General features: G+C 70.4%; 19 protein-coding genes. 6 read left to right on the top strand and 13 right to left on the bottom strand.

Going from position 1 to position 19,675, the window contains the following annotated elements:
• Nucleotides 1-10: 10 nt before the first annotated feature.
• Genes ACYVI5_RS15860 through ACYVI5_RS15850 form a run of 3 tightly spaced genes read left to right on the top strand, consistent with a single transcriptional unit; the run spans nucleotide 11 to nucleotide 4,613 of the window.
• Nucleotides 11-1,114, top strand: a complete 1,104-nt coding sequence (locus tag ACYVI5_RS15860; RefSeq protein ID WP_460581072.1) for an aminoglycoside phosphotransferase family protein — start codon at nucleotides 11-13, stop codon at nucleotides 1,112-1,114.
• Nucleotides 1,115-1,131: 17 nt separating this feature from the next.
• Complete coding sequence (locus ACYVI5_RS15855; RefSeq protein WP_460581071.1) at nucleotides 1,132-4,179, top strand: FAD-binding and (Fe-S)-binding domain-containing protein; 3,048 nt, start codon at nucleotides 1,132-1,134, stop codon at nucleotides 4,177-4,179.
• Nucleotides 4,179-4,613, top strand: a complete 435-nt coding sequence (locus ACYVI5_RS15850; protein WP_460581070.1) for a PPC domain-containing DNA-binding protein — start codon at nucleotides 4,179-4,181, stop codon at nucleotides 4,611-4,613. Before ACYVI5_RS15855 ends, ACYVI5_RS15850 begins: the two co-directional genes overlap by 1 nt.
• 275 nt (nucleotides 4,614-4,888) lie before the next feature.
• Here ACYVI5_RS15850 and ACYVI5_RS15845 read toward each other — a convergent pair whose 3' ends face one another.
• Nucleotides 4,889-5,425 carry an SRPBCC family protein gene (locus ACYVI5_RS15845; RefSeq protein ID WP_460581069.1) on the bottom strand — a complete coding sequence of 179 codons (537 nt, stop codon included), beginning with the start codon at nucleotides 5,423-5,425 and terminating at the stop codon, nucleotides 4,889-4,891.
• Between the two features lie 73 nt (nucleotides 5,426-5,498).
• Here ACYVI5_RS15845 and ACYVI5_RS15840 point away from each other — a divergent pair, with 73 nt between their 5' ends.
• Nucleotides 5,499-5,960: a winged helix-turn-helix transcriptional regulator gene (locus ACYVI5_RS15840; RefSeq protein ID WP_460581068.1), complete on the top strand. Its 462-nt coding sequence runs from the start codon at nucleotides 5,499-5,501 to the stop codon at nucleotides 5,958-5,960.
• Between the two features lie 4 nt (nucleotides 5,961-5,964).
• On the opposite strand, the gene ACYVI5_RS15835 is transcribed toward ACYVI5_RS15840, so the two are convergent.
• Genes ACYVI5_RS15835 through ACYVI5_RS15820 form a run of 4 tightly spaced genes read right to left on the bottom strand, consistent with a single transcriptional unit; the run spans nucleotide 5,965 to nucleotide 10,015 of the window.
• Complete coding sequence (locus tag ACYVI5_RS15835) at nucleotides 5,965-6,156, bottom strand: DUF2795 domain-containing protein (protein ID WP_460537570.1); 192 nt, start codon at nucleotides 6,154-6,156, stop codon at nucleotides 5,965-5,967.
• Between the two features lie 54 nt (nucleotides 6,157-6,210).
• The gene (locus ACYVI5_RS15830; RefSeq protein WP_460581067.1) at nucleotides 6,211-7,152 is read right to left on the bottom strand and encodes a glycosyltransferase family 2 protein; all 942 of its coding nucleotides are present in this window, start codon (nucleotides 7,150-7,152) and stop codon (nucleotides 6,211-6,213) included.
• A complete protein-coding gene (rfaE2, locus tag ACYVI5_RS15825) occupies nucleotides 7,149-8,606 on the bottom strand; it encodes a bifunctional HldE family protein (protein WP_460581066.1) in 1,458 nt (485 codons plus the stop codon). Before rfaE2 ends, ACYVI5_RS15830 begins: the two co-directional genes overlap by 4 nt.
• The gene (locus ACYVI5_RS15820; RefSeq protein ID WP_460581065.1) at nucleotides 8,603-10,015 is read right to left on the bottom strand and encodes an aldehyde dehydrogenase family protein; all 1,413 of its coding nucleotides are present in this window, start codon (nucleotides 10,013-10,015) and stop codon (nucleotides 8,603-8,605) included. Before ACYVI5_RS15820 ends, rfaE2 begins: the two co-directional genes overlap by 4 nt.
• A 172-nt stretch (nucleotides 10,016-10,187) precedes the next feature.
• On the opposite strand from ACYVI5_RS15820, the gene ACYVI5_RS15815 reads away from it, so the two are divergent.
• Nucleotides 10,188-11,339 carry a glycosyltransferase family 9 protein gene (locus ACYVI5_RS15815; RefSeq protein ID WP_460581064.1) on the top strand — a complete coding sequence of 384 codons (1,152 nt, stop codon included), beginning with the start codon at nucleotides 10,188-10,190 and terminating at the stop codon, nucleotides 11,337-11,339.
• An 11-nt stretch (nucleotides 11,340-11,350) separates the two neighbouring features.
• Here the strand turns inward: ACYVI5_RS15815 and ACYVI5_RS15810 are convergent, their stop codons facing one another.
• From ACYVI5_RS15810 to ACYVI5_RS15775, 8 genes are read right to left on the bottom strand one after another with little or no spacing between them, the layout of a single operon-like run.
• Entirely contained in the window at nucleotides 11,351-11,518 is a 168-nt protein-coding gene (locus tag ACYVI5_RS15810; RefSeq protein WP_460581063.1) for a hypothetical protein, read from the bottom strand.
• 39 nt (nucleotides 11,519-11,557) lie between these two features.
• A complete protein-coding gene (locus ACYVI5_RS15805; protein WP_460581062.1) occupies nucleotides 11,558-12,247 on the bottom strand; it encodes an SDR family oxidoreductase in 690 nt (229 codons plus the stop codon).
• On the bottom strand, nucleotides 12,244-13,683 hold the full coding sequence (locus tag ACYVI5_RS15800) for a PfkB family carbohydrate kinase (RefSeq protein WP_460581061.1): 1,440 nt from the start codon (nucleotides 13,681-13,683) through the stop codon (nucleotides 12,244-12,246). Before ACYVI5_RS15800 ends, ACYVI5_RS15805 begins: the two co-directional genes overlap by 4 nt.
• Nucleotides 13,680-14,333, bottom strand: coding sequence for a D-sedoheptulose-7-phosphate isomerase (locus ACYVI5_RS15795; RefSeq protein WP_460581060.1), 654 nt, complete (start codon nucleotides 14,331-14,333; stop codon nucleotides 13,680-13,682). The genes ACYVI5_RS15800 and ACYVI5_RS15795 overlap by 4 nt, the downstream gene beginning before the upstream one ends.
• Nucleotides 14,330-15,619, bottom strand: a complete 1,290-nt coding sequence (locus ACYVI5_RS15790) for a glycosyltransferase family protein (protein ID WP_460581059.1) — start codon at nucleotides 15,617-15,619, stop codon at nucleotides 14,330-14,332. Before ACYVI5_RS15790 ends, ACYVI5_RS15795 begins: the two co-directional genes overlap by 4 nt.
• The gene (locus tag ACYVI5_RS15785; protein WP_460581058.1) at nucleotides 15,616-16,728 is read right to left on the bottom strand and encodes a glycosyltransferase; all 1,113 of its coding nucleotides are present in this window, start codon (nucleotides 16,726-16,728) and stop codon (nucleotides 15,616-15,618) included. Before ACYVI5_RS15785 ends, ACYVI5_RS15790 begins: the two co-directional genes overlap by 4 nt.
• Nucleotides 16,725-17,981: a glycosyltransferase family 9 protein gene (locus ACYVI5_RS15780; RefSeq protein WP_460581057.1), complete on the bottom strand. Its 1,257-nt coding sequence runs from the start codon at nucleotides 17,979-17,981 to the stop codon at nucleotides 16,725-16,727. Before ACYVI5_RS15780 ends, ACYVI5_RS15785 begins: the two co-directional genes overlap by 4 nt.
• A complete protein-coding gene (locus tag ACYVI5_RS15775; protein ID WP_460581056.1) occupies nucleotides 17,978-18,736 on the bottom strand; it encodes a D-glycero-alpha-D-manno-heptose-1,7-bisphosphate 7-phosphatase in 759 nt (252 codons plus the stop codon). The genes ACYVI5_RS15780 and ACYVI5_RS15775 overlap by 4 nt, the downstream gene beginning before the upstream one ends.
• 119 nt (nucleotides 18,737-18,855) lie before the next feature.
• Here ACYVI5_RS15775 and ACYVI5_RS15770 point away from each other — a divergent pair, with 119 nt between their 5' ends.
• Nucleotides 18,856-19,662 (top strand): MBL fold metallo-hydrolase, encoded by an 807-nt coding sequence (locus ACYVI5_RS15770; protein ID WP_460581055.1) that lies wholly within the window; start codon nucleotides 18,856-18,858, stop codon nucleotides 19,660-19,662.
• Nucleotides 19,663-19,675: the final 13 nt, after the last annotated feature.

Genomic DNA, 19,675 nt, shown 5'->3' with positions numbered 1-19,675 from the left:
GCTCGAGCCGATGGGTCGGGACGCGCTTCTGGAGTCGGCCGTGGCGTCGGCGCTGGAGTGCGAGATCGACGCGCTCGATGACGTGCACCGGGAGGAGCTCGAGTACGACGCGTTCCTCGCGCACCGTGCCGTGCACCGACTGTGTGGGCGGGCGCGTGTCGAGGACCGGTGGGTGCCCTGGTCGCTGATCGAGAAGACCACGGAGGGTCCGGCGCTCGCCGATCCGTATCTGCTGGACAACGGGGTGCGCGAGTTCGACGCATACGCGTCCGGCCTGCTGCACGGCCTTCCACCCTCGGTGCGTGCACCGCGCCTCTACCGCTCCGTGGCAACGGAGGACGGGAGACTGACGCTGTGGCTGGAAGAGGTCGTCCATGAGGGCCCGCGCCCCCTGGACGCCGAATCTCTGCTGATCGCGGCCCACGACCTCGGCACCATGGCCGGCCGCTGGCTGCGTCGAGTGCCCGAGGAGCCGTGGCTGTTCACCGGGTGGATCGACCGCCACAGCCAGCCGCAGGCGATGGATGCCGGGCGTGCGACGCTCGCCACGCGGCATCCGGCAGTCGTCGCCCGGCTCGGCGATCGGCTGGCGGCCGCACGACGACTGGTCGAGGCGCAGCCGCGAGTGCGGGGCATCCTTGAGGCACTGCCGCACACCCTGTGCCACCACGACGCCGTCGGCGCGAACGTGTTCGTCTCAGCCGGCGCTACCGTGCTCATCGACTGGGAGTCCGTCGGGCCGGGCCCTGTTGGAGCGGACCTCGCCTCACTGCTGTTCTCGTCGGTGCGCCGAGGGGACGCGATGGCGTCCGTGGTCACCGGGGTCATGGACGACGCCGTCGAGGTGTACTGGCATGGCGTGCGCGAGGAAGACCGCTCGATCACGCTCGGCGAGGTGCGGCTCGGGCTCGGCGCCTCGGCCGCACTGCGCTGGAAGCTGCTGGCCGATCTCGCCGACGCGATCGAGCACGACGGCTCGATCCGGCGCGGGAGTCTGCCCGACGAGCCCCGCGAACAGGCCATCGACGACCTGCTCGCGCTTGCCGATCTGGTGCTGCAGGCATCGCGCCGGGCGCTCGAAATCGGGTCAACCCCTTCCACCACCCGCCCCTGAGCGGCAGGGTCGGAGATGTGACCATCACGAACGGCGGGCTCGACCTCCGCGGGCTCATGAGTGATCTGGATTCTCTGGATGCCGAGGTGCGGTTCGATGCGGGCACGCGCGCCGCGTACTCGACCGACTCGTCGAACTACAAGCACGTGCCCATCGGGGTGGTGCTGCCCCGCACGGTCGAAGCGGGAGCGGATGCCGTGCTCGCCTGCTCCCGGTTCGATGTTCCGGTGCTCAGCAGGGGCGGCGGCACGAGCCTCGCCGGCCAGACGTGCAACGAGGGCGTCGTCATCGACTGGTCGAAGTACTGCGACGCTCTGATCGAGGTGAACCGGGCATCCCGCACCGCGATCGTGGAGACGGGCATCGTGCTCGACCAGCTCAACCACGCGGTGAACCCACTCGGCCTCATGTTCGGGCCGAAGCCGGCGACGCACTCGCACTGCACCATCGGCGGCATGATCGGCAACAACTCGTGCGGGTCATCCGCGCAGAAGTACGGCAAGACCGGCGACAACGTGCTGGCGCTGGAGATACTCACGTACGACGGCGACCGCATGTGGGTGCGGCGCGACGACGATCCGGAACTGGTCATCGCGGAGGGCGGTCCGAAGGGCAGGCTGTACGCCGCGCTGCGCGACCTGATCGACCGGTACGGCAGCGACGTGCGACGGCACTTTCCGAAGATCCCGCGCCGCGTCTCCGGCTTCAACCTCGACGCGCTGCTGCCCGAGAACGGCTTCGACGTGCCGGGTCTGCTGGTCGGCAGCGAGTCGACGCTCGTCACCGTGCTGCGCGCCGAGCTCGAGCTCGTGGAGGTGCCGAAGGCCCGAACGTTCGTGGTGCTCGGCTACCCGACCATCGAAGACGCAGCGGATGCCGCACCCCACGCCGGACGCTTCGATCCGATCGCGGTCGAGGGCCTCGACGGCACGCTGATCGGGTTCCAGCGCACGAAGGGCAAGAACCTCGACGCGCTCGACCTGCTGCCTGACGGCGACGGATACCTCATCGTCGAGGTGCCGGGCGACACGAAGGACGAAGCGGATGCCACTGCCGACGCGATGGTCCGCGCGCTCGGTGAGCGGAGCATCCGCCCCGATGTGCGCCGGTTCGACGACGAGGAGCAGCAGGATGCCATCCGCCGGGTGCGCGAGGCGGGCCTCGGCGCCGCGACGAACGTGCCGGGCCTGCCCGACATGTGGTCGGGATGGGAGGACTCCGCGGTGCCGCCCGGCGTGTTCGGCGACTACCTGCGCGAGCTGCGCACCCTGCTCGACAGCTACGGGTACGAGCCCGTGGCCCGGTACGGGCATTTCGGGCACGGATGCCTGCACATGCGCATCCCGTTCCCCTTCGCTTCCGGCGCTGCCGGGGTCGACGAGTACCGGCGGTTCACGCACGAGGCCGCCCAGCTCGTGGTGCGTTTCGGCGGCTCGTTCTCGGGTGAGCACGGCGACGGCCAGGCCCGCGCCGACCTGCTGCCGATGTTGTTCGGCGAACGCGTCATCGAGGGGTTCCAGGCGCTGAAGCGCCTGTTCGATCCGCGCGGGCGCATGAACCCGGGCAAGATGGTCGACCCGCAGCCGCGCACCGAGGGGCTGCGGATGGGCGAGGGCTATGCGCCCCCGCCGACCGGACGCCCGCAGCCCGTGAAGCTGCACTTCTCGTATCCGGATGACGACGGCAGCTTCGCCGCCGCCGCGCTGCGGTGCGTCGGCGTCGGCGACTGCCGTGGACACGGCGACGGCGTCATGTGCCCGTCGTACCGCGCCACCGGCGAGGAGGAGCATTCCACCCGCGGCCGCGCACGGCTGCTGTTCGAGATGGTCGAGGGCACGTATCGCACCAACCGGGACACCCCGGTCGACAAGGGCTGGCGCTCGCCCGAGGTGAAGGACGCGCTCGACCTCTGCCTGTCGTGCAAGGGCTGCAAGAGCGACTGCCCGGTCGACGTCGACATGGCCACGTACAAGGCGGAGTTCCTGTCGCACTACTACGCCGGCAGGATGCGCCCGCTCGGCCACTACTCGATGGGCTGGCTGACGCTGTGGGCGCGCATCGCGCATCTCGCACCGCCGATCGTGAACGCGATCTCGCATGCGCCCGTACTCGGCGCGCTCGCCAAGCGGCTCGCGGGCCTGGAGCCAGAGCGACCGGCACCCCGCTTCGTGCGCAAGCGTTTCACGGATGGGTTCCCATCGGCCGGCGGTGATGGCACGCGCGGCGACGTCGTGCTCTTCGCCGACACGTTCGGCGACAACTTCCAGCCCTCCGTGCTCGATGCGGCGGTCGCAGTGCTGACGGATGCCGGCTACCGGGTGCGCGTTCCGCGCCGCCGCTCCTGCTGCGGCCTCACGCTCATCTCGACGGGTCAGCTCACCGCCGCGACGGCGATGCTCAAGGCGACGGCGGCGCACCTCGCGGGGGAGCTGACGAACGGCGAGAAGCTGGTGGTGCTGGAGCCCAGCTGCCTTGCGGTGTTCCGCTCCGACGGTCCGGAGCTTCTGGAAGGCGATGAGAACATCCGCCTCCTGAAGGAGCGGGCCGTCACGCTCGCCGAGCTGCTCGCGGACACCGACGGGTGGAAGCCGCCGCACGTCGGCGGGCGTGCGATCGTTCAGGAGCACTGCCACCAGCACGCGGTGCTCGGGTTCGATGCCGAGCGGGGCATCCTGCGCGACGCGGGCGTCGAGTTCGACGAGCTGGACGGATGCTGCGGGCTGGCCGGCAACTTCGGCTTCGAGCGCGGTCACCTGCCGGTGTCCGTCGCCGTCGCCGACCACGCCATGCTCCCGGCGCTGCGGAACGCGGCGAAGGGCACGCGCGTCATCGCGGACGGCTTCAGCTGCCGAACGCAGGCGGACCAGCTCGGCGCGGTGAACTGGCGTGCATCGGTGCCGGGCGAAGACGGCAATACAGGCGATGCCCCGCGGGCGCTGCACCTGGCAGAGGTGCTGGCATCCGCTCTTCCGGGCGGATTCCGTGCGCGCCGGACGAGGCGCGACACCGTGCCCCGGGGGGTGCAGGCCGAGGCGATGAGCACACTGACGGGAAGGAAGTCCTGATGCAGTACAAGCAGGTGGGCGAGGATCCGCGCCGGTTCGCGGTGATCTTCGAGACGGGCGACGAGCTTTTCGGAGGGCTCGGCGAGTTCGTGAAGCGGGAGCGCATCGAGAGCGCGAGCTTCACGGCGATCGGCGCGCTGGCATCCGTGAAGCTGGCCTGGTTCGACTGGGAAGAGAAGGAGTATCGCACCTCGGTCGAGCTCGAGGAGCAGGTCGAACTCGTCTCGGTGGTGGGCGACGTTGCGGAGAACAAGGGTGAGCCGTCGGTGCACGCACACGTGGTGATCGCCCGGTCGACCGGCGATGCGCTCGGCGGGCACCTGCGGCGGGCTGTGGTGCGGCCAACGTGCGAGGTCGTGCTCACCGAGACGGAGGAACGGCTGCGCAAGCGCGTCGACCCCGAGTCGGGTCTGCCGCTCATTCGCGTGGACTGAGTGGCCCGTCGCGCTGCAGCCAAGAGGGTGGGTCGCAACATCCCGATACCGGCCTGCAGTCGTTTTGCAAACCCTTCAGCGCTTCATGCCCCGAACGGGGTGCTGCAAAATGCGTATTTTGCAGCAGAGCCGCGGAGCGTGCCCACGCCTGGTCCATGTACAGACGTTCTGTATATGCATGCACCGAGGCGCTCGAGTGCCCTGTGTTGACTCGCTACGCGCGCCTCAGCCGGTCAAGCGGCCACGACGCGCGAATCGAGTTGCTCTAATGGCGGTCAGCGCCCGGCGGGCAAGGGTTCGTTTTCCCTCGGAGCGGAGCCCTCGATGCGCTCCCGCAGTTCCGCGTGGTCGGAGCCGGTCAGCTCCTCGTCGCCCTTGAACAGGTTCGGCGTGCCCGTGCCAGTTTCGATGAACTCCTTGAGGCTCACGCGCACGTACGTCGCCCACGCGTTGGTGCACGCCTCGTAGCACTCGACCTCCGGACGAAGCCCCTCGTGCGTGAAGACGATCTCGGAGCCGCCGTCGGCCTCTCGGATGTCGAACCGCACCGTGGATCCGTTCCACTCCTGCTTGTCGGCGATGAAGTCGAGATAGCTTCCGGTCACCAGCCACTCGATGCGCCGGCCGGGTTCCAGGTCCGTGACGCGGAATCCGCTGTAGTGCAGCCCTGGCACCACGTAGACGAACTCGTCGCCCGTTGAGGTGGTGGAACCGGTGATGCGTCCCCACCAACCGGGAACGTCGTTGATCGCCTCATACGCCTGCTGCGGCGTCGCGGCGACGGAGATAGTGGCGGTGTAGTCGTTGGACATGTCGTTGCTCCCTTGCTTGATGCAAGTCAGGCTATACCGGTCACTTGCATGACGCAAGCGTTAGAATCGCGACATGCTCGGCAACACGTATGACACCCAGGTCTGTTCGATCGCGCGTTCGCTGGAACTCGTGGGGGAGCGCTGGAGTCTGCTGATCATCCGTGACGCCCTGTTCGGCCACGTGACGCGGTTCGGGGACTTCCAGCACAACCTCGGCATCGCGACGAACGTGCTCGCTTCACGGCTCGACGCGTTCGTGACGGGCGGCATCATGGAGCGCACCGAGTCATCCGACTACGTGCTCACGCCGAAGGGGCGATCTCTCGCCGTCGCGCTCATCGCGCTGACCGAGTGGGGCGACGCCTGGGCATCCGAGATCGAACCGCCCATTCTGTACACGCATACCGGGTGCGACGGCGCGGTGCACGCCGAAGCGACCTGCGAACGGTGCGGCGGCATCCCGGCCGACGATGTCGCCGTGCGAATCGGGCCGGGAATGCCGGCGGAGTACCTCGCCACGCGGCGAGGAGGTTAGCTCCTCACCCTGCAACGGCCTCGCTCACGGCGTTCGGACCGTCGTACTCCTTGTCCGGAATGCCGCGCAGTGCGTCGAGCACGTTGTCGTCGGCGCCCTGCTTCTCGGCCGTCGAGACGAGCGTGTTCTTCGACGCCGGGTAGTCGATCCCGCCGAGGAACTTCTGCACCTGAATCGGGTTGGGGAGGTCGTTCATCTTCTTTCCTTTCCTTTCCTTGTGGCGGCCATGGCCTTTCTGGTGGTCGTGGCCTCACGGGGTGGTGAGAATCCGCCGGGCGATGGCCACGCTCGCCTCGACCTCGCGATGCGGAAGCGTCGTCGGCAATTCGAGGTGCACGGCACCGCTCGGCAGGATGCCCGCCCCTCCGTACCGCTCCATCACGTGCCATTCCGCGAGCACGTCCTCGCCGACATGCACGTCCGGCAACTCGCGCCAGAACTCGAAGCCGCCGGCATCGAGCAGGCACGCCGTGCGATAGAGCACGCAGCCGCCGATCCACGCGATCTTGTATGCCTGCCAGTCGCGGGCATCCGGAGCCGCGTCAGAGCCCGCCAGTTCGGCGGACAGGTGCGCGAGATTCGCCGCGTTGTGCAGCTTGTGCCGCGCGAACTCCGGCGATTCGCGGTCGATGTGCTCCGGCTGCACCGGCCCGACCCACGGCTCGTACACCGCCTGCTCGTTCGGCCTGCGATCGCCCAGGTACGAGAGGCCCTGCACCGCCATGCCGACGAAGCCGCAGGCGAGCGTATCGAGGGCGTCGCACATGCGCTGCACGCTGCCCGGTTCGAGCCAGACGTCGTCGTCGAGGAACAGCACGCGATCGGCGGATGCCTGCAGCAGCAGGAACTGCCGCTGCTCCGCCATGCCGTGCGGCGGCGTGTGTCGCAGCACGTCCACCCGCCTGCCCTGGGCGCGCAGCACGCGCACCATCGCCGCGACGGCTGCGTCGTCGGCGACCGGCGCGATCGACTGGTCGCTGACGATCACGTCGAAGGGCGGATCGTCCTGGGCGGCGAGGCCGGCGAGCGTCACGGCCAGGGCTGACGGGCGATCGCGGGTCGGAATGAGCACGTCGACGCCGGGCGTCTGCGGCGTGTGCTCGCGCGCCCATGTGGCGGCTGTCCTGCGGCTGAAGGGAACGGCCGGCTCGAGGCGAGGGCCGGTGCCACGGCCGAGCGGAGCATCCGTCACGACACGACCCCCGAGCGGATGCGCTCGACGATGCCCGACGTCGAGTGATCTGGTACGTAGTCCGCGAACACGACCTCCCCGCCGTACGACTCGACGACCGCCGTCTCCTGAAGCATCTCAGCCGTGTAGTCGCCGCCTTTGACGTAGACATCCGGATGCAGCGCGCCGATCAGCTCGACCGGCGTCGGCTCCGCGAACACGGTGACGTAGTCCACGCATTCGAGTGCCGCGATCACGTCGGCGCGATCCCGGGCGGAGTTCACCGGCCGGCCGGGCCCCTTGAGTCGCTGCACCGTCTCGTCGGCGTTCACCGCGACGACGAGCACGTCGCCGAGCTCCTTCGCCTGACGCAGGTAGGTGGTGTGGCCGCGGTGCAGCACGTCGAAGCATCCGTTGGTGAACACCACCCGCTCGCCGCGCGCGCGATGCTCGTGGATGCGCCGCGCCAGCTCGTCTCCCGCCAGCGTGACGCCATGTGCACCGTCGGCCCGGGCGACGAGCTCATCGAGCGTGCACACGGCCGTGTCCGGCTTGTGCACGACCACGTCGGCTGCGGCCTGGGCGGCATCCATCGCGTCGGCGATCGGTGCACCGCAGGCACGCGCGGCGGCCAGCACCGCGACGAACGTGTCGCCGGCGCCGCTCGCGTTCTTCTCCGACACCCGGTGCGCGTGAGTGCGATGCGCGTGTTCGTCGAGCAGCACCGCGCCGTCGCGGTCGAGCGTCACGACGAGCTCCCGCGCGCCGGAGCGGTCGAGCAACGTCTGCGAGCGCTCCGCGAAGAAGGAAGCCCGATCCACCCCGTCGGGAAGGCTGGCGCTGAGCAGCGCGGCTGCCTCGGCGGCGTTCGGCGTGGCGATGTCCGGATGGATGCTCCGCCAGCGACGCAGGTCGTGCGCGTCCACGACGACCAACGGACGCTCCCCATTCGCCCCGGTCGGGCGCAACCGTTCCGCTGCGGACGCCATGGCGCTCGATCCGTAGTCCCCGATCACGAACGCGTCAGCCTCGCAGGCGTTCGCCGCCTCGAGCATCCGTTGCACGGCATCCGCAGGCAGCTCCGACGGTGCCTCGTCGAAACGCAGCAGCACCTGGTCGTCGCACACGATGCGGTGCTTCACCGGCGTGTGGGCATCCGGATGCTCGACGACGCCAGCGGTGTCGACGCCCGCGTGGCTGAAGCACTCCAGCAGGCTGCCCGCTGCGGGATCGGTGCCGACGACGCCGAAGCAGGCGACGTCGGCACCGAGGGCGGCGAGGTTCATCGCCGTGTTGCCCGCGCCGCCCGGTGCGTGGCGGCGCTCCCGCACCTCGACGACCGGCGCAGGCGCCTCGCGGGCGAGCCGTCCGGCCACGCCGTATGACCACACGTCGAGCAGGAGATCGCCGACCACCGCGATCCGCGGCCGGCGCTCGCCGATCGCCCGCACCACCTCGAGCGTGCGGCCGTTCACAGTGCACCTGCCTGCAGGTGAACGACCTTCACGTGGCTGAGCTCGTCGAGCAGCTCGGGGCCGTACCCGAATCCGTCGCCGCTGTCGTGACGCGGTTGCGCGGCCCCGCCGGGCGCTCCGCCGAAAACGCCGTTCACCTTGACCGTGCCGACGTCCATGCGGTCCACGGCGGCCAGTGCGTGTTCGAGCGAGTGTGTGAGCACCGTGCAGGCGAGGCCGTAGCGGTCCTCGGACGCCGCCGCGAGTGCATCCTCGAACGTCGCGCACACCTGCATCGGCGCTACCGGACCGAAGGTCTCCTCGCGCATGATGCGGAGGTCGTTGGAGCATCCGGTCAGCACGGTCGCCGGATAGTACGAACCGCGGGCAGAAGGAATCTGCGCGCCGGTGCGTGCGGTCGCACCGTGCTGCAGCGCGTCCTCGACCTGCTCGTGCACGGCCTCGCGCAGCCGCTCGTCGACCAGCGGGGCGAGTGAATGCGGGGCATCCGGCTGTGGCGCGTTGAGCGCGTTCGCGCGCTCGACGAGCCGGTCGGTGAACGCGGATGCGATGCGCTCGGCCACATAGATTCGCTCCACCGACGTGCACAGCTGGCCGGAGTTCGTGAACGCGCCGGTGGCCGCCTGCTCGGCTGCCCAGCCGGGGTCGACGTCATCGTCGATGATGAGCGCGTCGTTCCCGCCGTTCTCGCGGATGAAGTGCGCGCCCGTGGCGGCGACCAGGCGGGCGATCTCGCGTCCGGTCGCCGTGGATCCGACGTGCGCCACGACATCCACCCCCGGGTCTCCGACCAGTTCGGCGCCGAGCTGCGGGCCGCCGATCACGGTGTGGAAGACATGCGGCGGGAGGATGCCCGCGAAGACCTCGCCGAGCATGCGTCCCGTCGCCGGGCAGCGTTCGCTCGGCTTGTGCACCACAGTGTTGCCCATGACGAGGGCGCCTCCCATGAGCCCGCAGGCGACGGCGATGGGGTCGTTCCACGGCGTCACGATCGCGGCGACCCCACGCGGTTCGCGGCGCTCGAGGTCGAGCGCATCGGGCGGACCGTTGAGGCTGGCTGCGCGGTGCAGTGGTGCGTATTCGGCGTACTGCTCGAGCCCGGCGACGCCGGCCATCACACCGGCGAGGGCCTCGCTCGTGGGACGTCCGGTCTCGCTATGGTTCAGTTCCGCGATCGACTCGGCCCGCTCGCCGAGTGCCCGGGCGATGCGGTGCAGCGCGGCCCCGCGGTCGGCGATCGGGGTGCTCTTCCACCCGGGCAGCGCGTGACGTGCCGCGTGCACGGCATCCGCCACGTCCTGCTCGGTCGCGACCGGCACCGCGGGTAACGGCGACCCATCGTGCGGGTCGAGGACCCTGATCTCGCCGCTCACGTCCGGCTCGCTCAGCCATAGCACCGGTTCGGCCATGTTCGCCCTCCCTCGTCTGGTCTGCGGTTCTTCTCCCTGGTACCCACTCGCGCCGCCCGTTACACGCGCCGCCCCGATCCCCCCGAGGGTGCGCGTTCGTCCCCCCGAGCGTGCGTTTCCGCCGGTGCTCCTCGGGGAACAGGAGGAGAGACGCATCACCGAGGGGAGTGCCATGGCCATTTCGTGCGCAGGAGCACCCGACGTACGAGCGGATGCCGTGACCGACCGACTCGACATCGCCCGCAATCGATTCCCGGACATCCATCGCATCGCGGTGCTCCGCGCCGGCGGGCTCGGCGACTTCCTCTTCGCGCTGCCCGCGCTGCATGCCCTTCGCGAGGCCTATCCGGCCAGCGAGATCACCGTGCTCGGCACCCCGATGCACGCCGAGCTCATGCGCGATCGCCCTGGGCCGCCGGATCGCGTCATCCCCGTTCCGCCATCAGAGGGTGTGCGGCCGGGGGCCATCGACGCCAGAGAGACGGATGCCTTCTTCACCCGGATGCGCGCATGCGGCTTCGACCTCGCCGTGCAGCTGCACGGGGGCGGGCGCAACTCCAATCCGTTCGTGCAACTCCTCGGCGCACGCCACACGATCGGCACTCGCACGCCGGATGCCGCACCGCTCGAGCGCACGATTCCCTACCTCTACTACCAGAACGAGTTTGTCCGCGGCCTCGAGGTCGCGGCGCTCGCCGGTGCGGTGCCGAGCCGTTTCGGATGCGAGCCGGTGCTGGCGCGTGTGCCAGGGGCATCCGGAGCCGAGGTACTGGCGAGGTTCGGCATCGCGCCGCGCGGACCGCTGGTGGTGGGGCATCCGGGCGCCACGGATCCGCGGCGACGCTGGCCGGCGAAAATGTTCGCCAGGGTCGCTGCCGAGCTCGCGGCGCAGGGCTGCACCGTCGTGGTGGTGGGCGATGAGGGCGAGCGGGCGCTCTGCGACGCGGTAGCGACGGCAGGGAGCAGGGCGGCGAGCAGGGTGGCATCCGTCGCCGGCCGGCTCGACCTCGGCGACCTCGCCGCCGTGCTGGGCGATGCGAATGTCGTGATCGCCAACGACAGCGGACCTCGCCACCTCGCGCACGCGCTGGGCACGGCCACGGTCGCCGTCTACTGGATCGGCAATCTCATCAACGCCGGTCCGTTGACGCGTGCCAGGCACCGCGTGCACCTCGGCTGGACCGCTCGCTGCCCGGTGTGCGGAGCCGACTGCACCGGGATGAACCCCGAGGCTGCGCGTTGCGAGCACGACGAGTCGTTCGTAGCGGATGTGCCGTGGCGCGACGTGTACGACAGCGCGCTGCAGCTGCTCGAACTGGGATAGACCCGCTCTGGCTATCGGTCCGCAGGCGGCGCGACTCGCGAAGCGGCCCGGCTGCCCAGGACCGCCGCGACGATCAGCCCGCCGAGCAGCGCAACGATCACGATGACGGAGCTGGCGGTGAGCGCGGGCACGACCAACCCGATCACGGTGGCGATGATGCAGACGATCGACGCGATCACTGCAGACCTTGATGGACAGCTGAGACCGCCTGCGCTACCTCACGGCCAGGACTCCTCGTACTCCTGGCACACCACGAGTTCGCGCACCTCGCATCCGCTCGGCTGATTGAGCGCGAAGAGCACCGCACGCGCCGTGTCATCCGGACGGTTCAGCTTCGCGTCAGCGGGCGGCTTGTACGAGTCGGGTCGGTCATCGAAGAAATGGGTGTCCATGCCGCCTGGCACCAGGGTCGTCACGCCGACGCGGCCCCTGGTCTCCGCGGCCAGCGCGCGCGAGAATCCGAGCACGCCGAACTTCGACGCGCAATATGCGGTCGCGCCCTCCGCGACGCGCAACGCGAGGGTCGAGGCGACCGTCACGATGCGGCCGTGCGAGCGCTCGAGCTCCGGCAGCGCGGCCCGCACGACAGCGACCGTTCCGAGCAGGTTGACCGCGATCACCCGCTCCCACTCGTCGGCCGGCACCTCGTGCAGGTAGCCGCAACGATCGATTCCGGCCGCGGTGACGACGCCGTCGATGTCTCCGGATGCCCCGACATCCGCCACAGCAGCCTCCACGGCCGCGCGGTCCGTCACGTCGACGGTCACGGCATCCGTACCGTCGGAGACGTCGTCTCCGACCGCGCGGTCGAACACGATCGGCGCGTCTCCGTTCGCGCGCAATGCTTCCACCACGGCACGCCCGAGTCCGGATGCGCCGCCTGTGACGATGATGCGTCGTGCTGTCATCGGCTCTCACTCCTGTTCTGCTCACTCAGCTTCTGCTCACTCGGCTTCTGCTCACGCAGCGCGCGGCTGTTGCCCCCGAACGCCATTGCACTCGCGCGCTCCAGCGCGCGGCCACGGCCGAACGACTCCGCAATGTGCCGCTCCCCGTACGGAAGCGTCACGAGCTGGCCGCCCCACGCCGCGGCGATCTGCGGGTCGAGGCGTCCGCCGTCCCGCGGATCGGCCGACTCCACCCACACGTGCGGTCGCAGGGACCGCAGCAGCGACTCGAAGTCGGCGCGCGGTGCGCGCACGACCTCGTCGACGCATTCGAGGGCGAGCAACGCCTGTTCGAGCGCGTCGATGTGCTGAGCCTCCGCTGCGCTGACGCTGCTCTCGACGCCGTCGATGACGAGCACGAGAGAGTCGCCGAGGGCGCGAGCGGCGAGGAACCGTCTGACATCCTCGGGCGTGAGCGTGTCGCTGTCACACGCCATGGCCACGATCGCGCCGTGGCGTTCGCGGGCCGAACCGGTCTCGCCGGGGGAGTTGGCGTACCGCGGGGTGCGACGCGTGCCGAGCGCCGAGACCCCGCCCCTGGCGAGGAAGAGCGCGGCGATGTCGGCCGCTGAGGCCACGGCATCCGGCAACGAAGCACCGGATGCCAGTGCCACCGCGAGCGCGGACGAGAATCGGTCGCCGGCCCCGCACGGATCAACGCTCGTCACCTTCGACACCGGATGCACCGACGGCGGGGCACCGGCGGAGTCTGCCAGCAGCACCCCCATCTCGCCGAGCGTCACCGCGATGGGACACGCCCACTCCTCGCGCAGGGCGCGGGCCGCGTGGGCCGCCGCAGCGGCATCCTTTCCCACGCCGGCCGGCACGTGCGCGGCCTTCGTGGCCTCTGCAAGGTTCGGTGTGGCGACGGTCGCGCTCAGCACCGGCCGTTCGCCGCGCGGATGCGGGTCCCAGACCACCGGGACGTCGAGCCCGCGTTCCGCGATCGCCCGCCGCAACTCCGGATGATCCGCCAGGCCACGACCGTAGTCGGCCACGACGATCACCTCCGCGCCCGCCACAGCGTCGAGGATCTCGCCCGTGACCGTGACGGGCGGCGGGTCGCCGCATCCCTCGTCCATGCGGGCCAGCGGATGCGAACCGGCGATCAGCCTGGTCTTCACCGGGGTCGGGATGCCGGAGTGCGAGGCGACGATGTTCGCTCCAGCAAGGCATCCACGCAGGTGGCCCGCCGCGTCATCGTCCGACAGCGTCGTGACGATGTCGACCTCGTGCCCATCGGCCAGGAGCATGCTGGCGACAAGTCCGGCGCCTCCCGCTCGGCGCATGATCGTCTGCACGTCGACGACGGGCACGGGTGCGTCGGCCAGCAGCCTCTCGGCAGTGCCCTGCACGTCCACGTCGAGCAGCACGTCGCCCACCACAGTGATCCTCATGGCGTCCTCCTCTCCAGCCACGCTGGCTGCGACCGCGCCCCCTGCAGCTGTTCGACCCGCCGATCGAAGACGCAGCAGAGCGCGTGGATGCCCACCAGCTGGCACTCCTGCACGTGGGCCGAGGGTCCCTCGATCGTGATCGCCTCGTCGCTGGCCGCGGCGAGTCGGTTCGGCACGGGACCCGTCATGGCCCACACCAGAGCCCCGCATTCGTGCGCCGCCGCCGCGGCGGCGAGGACGTTTCCGCTCGCCCCGCTCGTGGAGAGCAGCAGCACAATGTCGCCCGGCCTGGCATGAGCGCCCACCTGTCGCGCGAACACCTCGTCGAATCCGTAGTCGTTGCCGATAGCGGTCACGCTCGACGTCTCCGCGTTCAGCGCGATCGCCGAGAACGCCGCCCGGTCGTTCTGGAACCGTCCGACCAGCTCCGCGGTCAGGTGCTGTGCCTCGGCTGCTGAGCCGCCGTTGCCCGCGACAAGCAGGCGTGCGCCGCCGACCAGCCGATCGGCCAGTTCCTCGCCCCACGCGGCGATCGTCGCGGACTGCTCCTGCAACGACAGCAGCGATGGCGCGAGCGTCCGGATGTGGTCGCGCGCGGCATCCTGAGCGGGCAGAGTATGCCCTCTGACCGGCGCCTCGACGCTGGTCATCGGTACACACCTCCCAGCGCAGCGGCTCCTGCGCGCGAAGGAGCAGGCATCCGCTCGTCGAGTCCGGAGCCCTGCCGCAGCGTCGTCGTCGCGAGCCGCTCGTACACCTCGGCGGTCTCGTGGGCGACCTGCTGCCAGGTGTACTTCGTGCGCACCCGCTCGCGTCCGGCCCGGCCGAGCTCGGACCGCATCTCGTCGTCATCGAACAGGCGGGAGATGGCGGCGGCGGTGGCATCCGCGTCGAACGGCGGAACCTTCAGGCCCGTCACCCCGTCGACAACGGTGTCGCGCAGCCCGCCGACGGCCGCGGCCACCACGGGAACACCGCACGCCATCGCCTCGAGCGGAACGATGCCGAACGGCTCGTACCACGGTGTGCACACGACGACATCGGCCGAGCGGTACCACCGCGGAAGCTCCGTCTGATCGATCTGGCCCATGAAACGCACGCGATCGGCGACACCGGATGCCCGTGCACTCTCGGCAAGCCGCGCGATCTCGGGATCCGCCTCGGCCGATCCGCCGGAACTGCCGAGCACCACCAGCTCGGTGTCCTCCCCGGCCTTCACCAGCCGCGCGAGCGCATCGATGGCGATGTCGACGCCCTTGCGGGGCACGAGGCGACCGACGCTGAGGATGCGGTGGCGGGCATCCTTCGGCAGCCGCTGGCCCCTCGCGCTGAACGCCGACGGATCGACGCCGCACGGCACGACCCGCACCTTGCCGGTCGCGATGTCCATGCGGCCGAGCTCCAGCACCTCGTCCGCCGATGTCGCGACGATCGCGGCGGCACGACTGCCGACGTGCGGCTCCAGCCAGCGTCGCGCCGTCGGCGACGTGTCGGCGGCGCCCTGGAAGCGGCGCTTCACCGAACCCAGTGCGTGGAACGTGTGCACCACGGGGATCCGCTCCTGCGGAAGGCTCTCGACGGCGCCCAGCGCGGCGAGTCCGGACATCCAGAAGTGGCTGTGCACCACCTCGGGTGCGCCCCGGGTCTCCCAGTCGGCAGCGATGCCCTCGGCCAGCTGCGGCATGTGCGGCAGCAGATCGTCCTTCGGAATGCGCGTGGGCGGGCCCGCGTCGATGTGCACCACCTCGACACCCGGGCCGAAGCCGACCCGGCGCGGCAGCTCGGCGGAGTCGCGCCTGGTGTAGACGGTCACCTCGTGGCCGTCGGCGGCGAGCGCCTTGCTGAGCGCGGCGACGTGCACGTTCTGCCCGCCGGCATCCACACTTCCGACCGTCGCCAGCGGGCTGGCGTGCTCGGAAACCATGGCGATTCTCACGATGGTGCTCCTTCCGTTGTGTGCGTCGTCGAGGACGCGCCACCGGCCGTTGCCGGCGCAGGTGCGCTGGCCGGCCAGTGATCGATGTGCGTGGCGCCCGGATATCCGAGGCGCCGCGGGTGCATCCGCGCCTGCGGGTGCCGCAGTCGCCAGGCGGCGACCGTGTCGTCGAGCACGGTGTTCCAGCGCTCGAGAAAGTTCTCCAGCGAGTACGCCTGCAGCGCGTGAGCCCTGCCCGCGGCGCCCAGTCGCCTCGCGGCCTCGGGGTCGGCGATCAGCTCGGATGCTGCGGCCCTCAGCTCGTCCGGGTCCGTAGACGTCACCCCCGTGCCCGGCGGCACGGCGCGCGACACCTCGGTGGTGGCGAGCGCGAGCACGGGCATCCCAAGGAACATCGCCTCCAGCAACGAGAGCCCGAGCGACGTCCAGCGCACCGGATGCAGGTACGCGCGCCGCCGCGCCAGCTCCGTGTGCAGCTCGTCGGTGGGCAGGTCGCCGCTCGGCACGATGTTCGCGTCGCCGGTCGAGTGGCCGAGTGCGTCCGTCGCCATGCCGAACACGTGCACCGGAGCGACGTCGGTGAACCGCGGCAACAGGTCGGTGCCCGTGACGCGGCCGCGTCGCACGGGCTCGTTGATGACGGCGGCGAGGGCGCCCAGTTCGCCCGTGTAACGCGGGCCAGGGTCGAGGATGCCGTGCTCGATCACCGTCGTCGGCGCGATGCCGTTGTCCCAGAACACCTCGTTGAAGTGCGTGACGTGCACGATCGGGATCTCGCGCTGATCGGCCATGGGATGCACACTGGTCGCCGCGTGCTGCCGCGGAGTGTTGTGCTCGAGGTAGACGGCAGGCAGGTCGCTGCCCGGAACCGCGCCCAGCAGCCTGGTCGCCTCTGCCACCTCCTCCGGCCGCTGCAGCACGATGACGTCCGGCCGCTCCTCGCGCAACTGCTCGGGGGAGACCTCCCGTGCGGCCGCCGGCCAGTCGCGAGAGGCGCGGCCGAGACCCCAGCCATCGCGCTGCGCCATGGTCGGCAGCAGGTAGTCGTGCGGTCCCCGCACGAAGGAGTCCATCCATCCGCCGTGCACGTGCCAGATCAGGATCTTCATCCCGCGACCGCCTCTCGGTTCTGGTTTGTGGGCCGCGCGCGGCCTTCGCCCTGTTCGCTTCTCAGAACCGGATGGCGGGCACGGTTGTCGCGCTCCGGAACTCCGGGCCGGTGCGTCGGGCCTGACGGCACCGCTCCCGAGAATCGAACCGCGTCCCCTCGCGCAGGGCCGGCCTTTTCTCGCGCAGGCCCGTCTGCTGTCCACCCCGGCGCGAGCCGGAGGCAGGCATCCACCACCTCGCGGGGAGCGATCCGGTTCAGGCACGGATGTCCCGCCACCGGGCAGACGCGCGCCCTGCTTCCCGCGCACGCGGCATCCTGGTCGCCGAGCAGCACACACGGCACGCCGTACGGTGCCCACTTCGCCGCGGGCACGACGGGGGAGAACAGGCTGATCACGGGTGTGCCGACCGCGGCGGCGAGATGCGCAGGGCCGGTGTTGCCGCACACCACGGATTCGGCCCCGGCGAGCACGCCGGCGAGCTCCGGCAGCGTGAGGCGCCCGCCGAGGTCGGTCACCGATGCGGCACTCATCCCGCGGCCGGCCGCGTCGGCCACCTGGCGCGTGAGCTCTCGCTCGTCGGCGTCGCCCGTGACGACCACGTTCATCCCGACTCCAACAAGAGCGGATGCCACGGCCGCGAACCCTTCGACGTTCCACCTGCGTGCCGGCGCCGACGCACCCGGATGCAGCACCACGTACGGCCGGGCCAACCCGCTTGCCTGCTCCGCGCCGCGCACGGCGAGCAGCCCTGGGTCGGACTCCGGAAGCCGGAATCCGCACGCCGCCGCGATGCGCAACGCCCGCTCCGCCTCCGGAATGTTCTCCGGCAGATCATCGCCGGGCTCGTCGCCCGGGCGCAGCCGCACGTCGAGCAGGCTGCCCGCATGGTCGACGGATGCGCCGCCGATCCGCGGCACTCCCGCCAACCGGAGCAGCAGTGCGAGCGGCAGCGGCGACTGGTGGAACGACGTCAAGATCACGGCCTGTGCGAACCGATGCCCAGCGATGGCCTGCACGAGGCGGCGAGCCTCGGCGGGGTCGACGTCAGGGGCGTCCGCGCTGATCCACGGGCAGTCCCACACGAGAACGTCGTCCACGCCGGGAAGCATCCGGGCAGCGGATGCCCCGCGCGGCGAGCACAGCATCGTCACGCTCGCGCCCGAGGCCGCGATCGCCCGCACGGCGGGGCCGGCCAGCAGCACGTCCCCCATGCTGTCCAGCCGCGCGACGAGCACGCCGTCCCGCTTCATGCGCGCGCCCCTGCAGATCGAGCGTCGGCGCGAAGCGTCGCTGCCGAGACTAGGGTTCCGGAGTCGAGACTTCGGTCATCGACCGTAGTCGCGGCGCGACGATCGTAGTGTCGGCGCGACGTTCGTAGTCTGGGCGAGGCGGCCGTAGCCTCGGCGAGCCGGATGCCGGCTTCCCCGGCAGAACCGGCGCCCGCCCTGCCGCGTGGCGCCCCGCCGAACGCAAGCTCGACGGCGCCGGCGAGGTCGCGCGCCACGAACGGGGCGGCATCCACTTCCTCCGTACGGGTGGCAGCGTTCGGCACGAGCACGGCCGACGCACCCGCCGCGGACGCGGCATCCAGGTCGCTCCCGATGTCGCCGATCACGAGCACCCGCGATGGCGCGATTCCCCACTCGGATGCCGCCGCGAAGATGAGCCCCGGCTGCGGTTTGCGGCACCGGCAGCCGGCATCCGGTGAGTGAGGGCACACCGCCCACGCGTCGAACGGGCCTATCGCCTCATCGATCGCCGCGTTCACGGCGCGCAGCTGCTCCGGTGTGATGAGCCCGCGGCCGACGCCCGATTGGTTTGTGACGACGCCCACCCGGATGCCTGCCTCGCGCAGTCGCCGCACCGTCGCGACCGCGGTCGGCATCGGCACGACAAGCTCCGGATCCGTGTTGTACGGCACGTCGACGACGAGAGTGCCGTCGCGGTCGAACAGCACGGCGTCGAAACGTTCGCCGCAGCTGTCGTCACTGTGACTTTCGGTCATGAAGGAGTAGTGCCCGCACGAGCGGCGATGCAAACGCCTTCTCACTACTTCTTCTGCTTCTTCTCGTCGACGGCGAGCTCGTCGGAGTCCGCGGTTGTCGGAGTGCGTAGCCTGATGGGGTGCTACGCGAGGTCGCCGAGGGTGTGCTGGTGCGCCAGAGCCGGTTCTGTGAGAGCAATGCGGTCGTCGTGATGGGCGATTCCGGCGTGCTGCTCGTCGATCCGGGCGTGGGCGATTCGGACTTGACCGACCTCGCAGACGAGCTGGATCGGCTGAACCTGCGCGTCGCCATGGGATTCTCCACGCATCCGCACTGGGACCACCTGATCTGGCACACACGTTTCGGGTCCGCCCCGCGTTACGGCACGCACCGGTGCGCACTCACGGCTGAGGCTCGGCTGACGGATGCCCGCACCAAGGCCGAGCGCATCGCCGAGCAGGTGCCGCTCGACTCGCTCGGTCTGATCGAGGGTCTACCCGAGGGCACGGCTCGGCTGCCCTGGAACGGCCCGAGCGTGCGCATCCTCGAGCATCGGGCGCACGCGCCCGGTCACGCGGCGCTGCTCGTCGAGCACCGCGGGGTGCTCATCGCCGGCGACATGCTCTCGGATGTCGAGGTCCCGCTCCTCGACCTCCACGTCGAGGAGCCGATCGAGGACTACCTCGAAGCTTTGCGGATGTTCGACACGATCGCGGATGACGTCGGTGTTGTGGTCCCCGGCCACGGGTCCATCGGCAACAACGAAGAGCTGCGCCGCCGGATCGACCAGGACCGGGCCTACGTAGCGGCCCTGATCGACGGACGCGACCCCGACGACGCCCGGGTCGGCCCGTCCGCGACATACGGCCGGGACTGGCTTCCCGCGGAGCACCGATCGCAGCTGGAGTACGCGCAGGAACGAGCGGATCGCATCCGATCTTCGTAGCCGAAGGCGAGCG

It is taken from the genome of Humibacter ginsengisoli (genome assembly GCF_054780095.1).
Note: the sequence above shows the minus strand (reverse complement) of the source record. Positions and strands in the feature narration are given on the sequence as shown.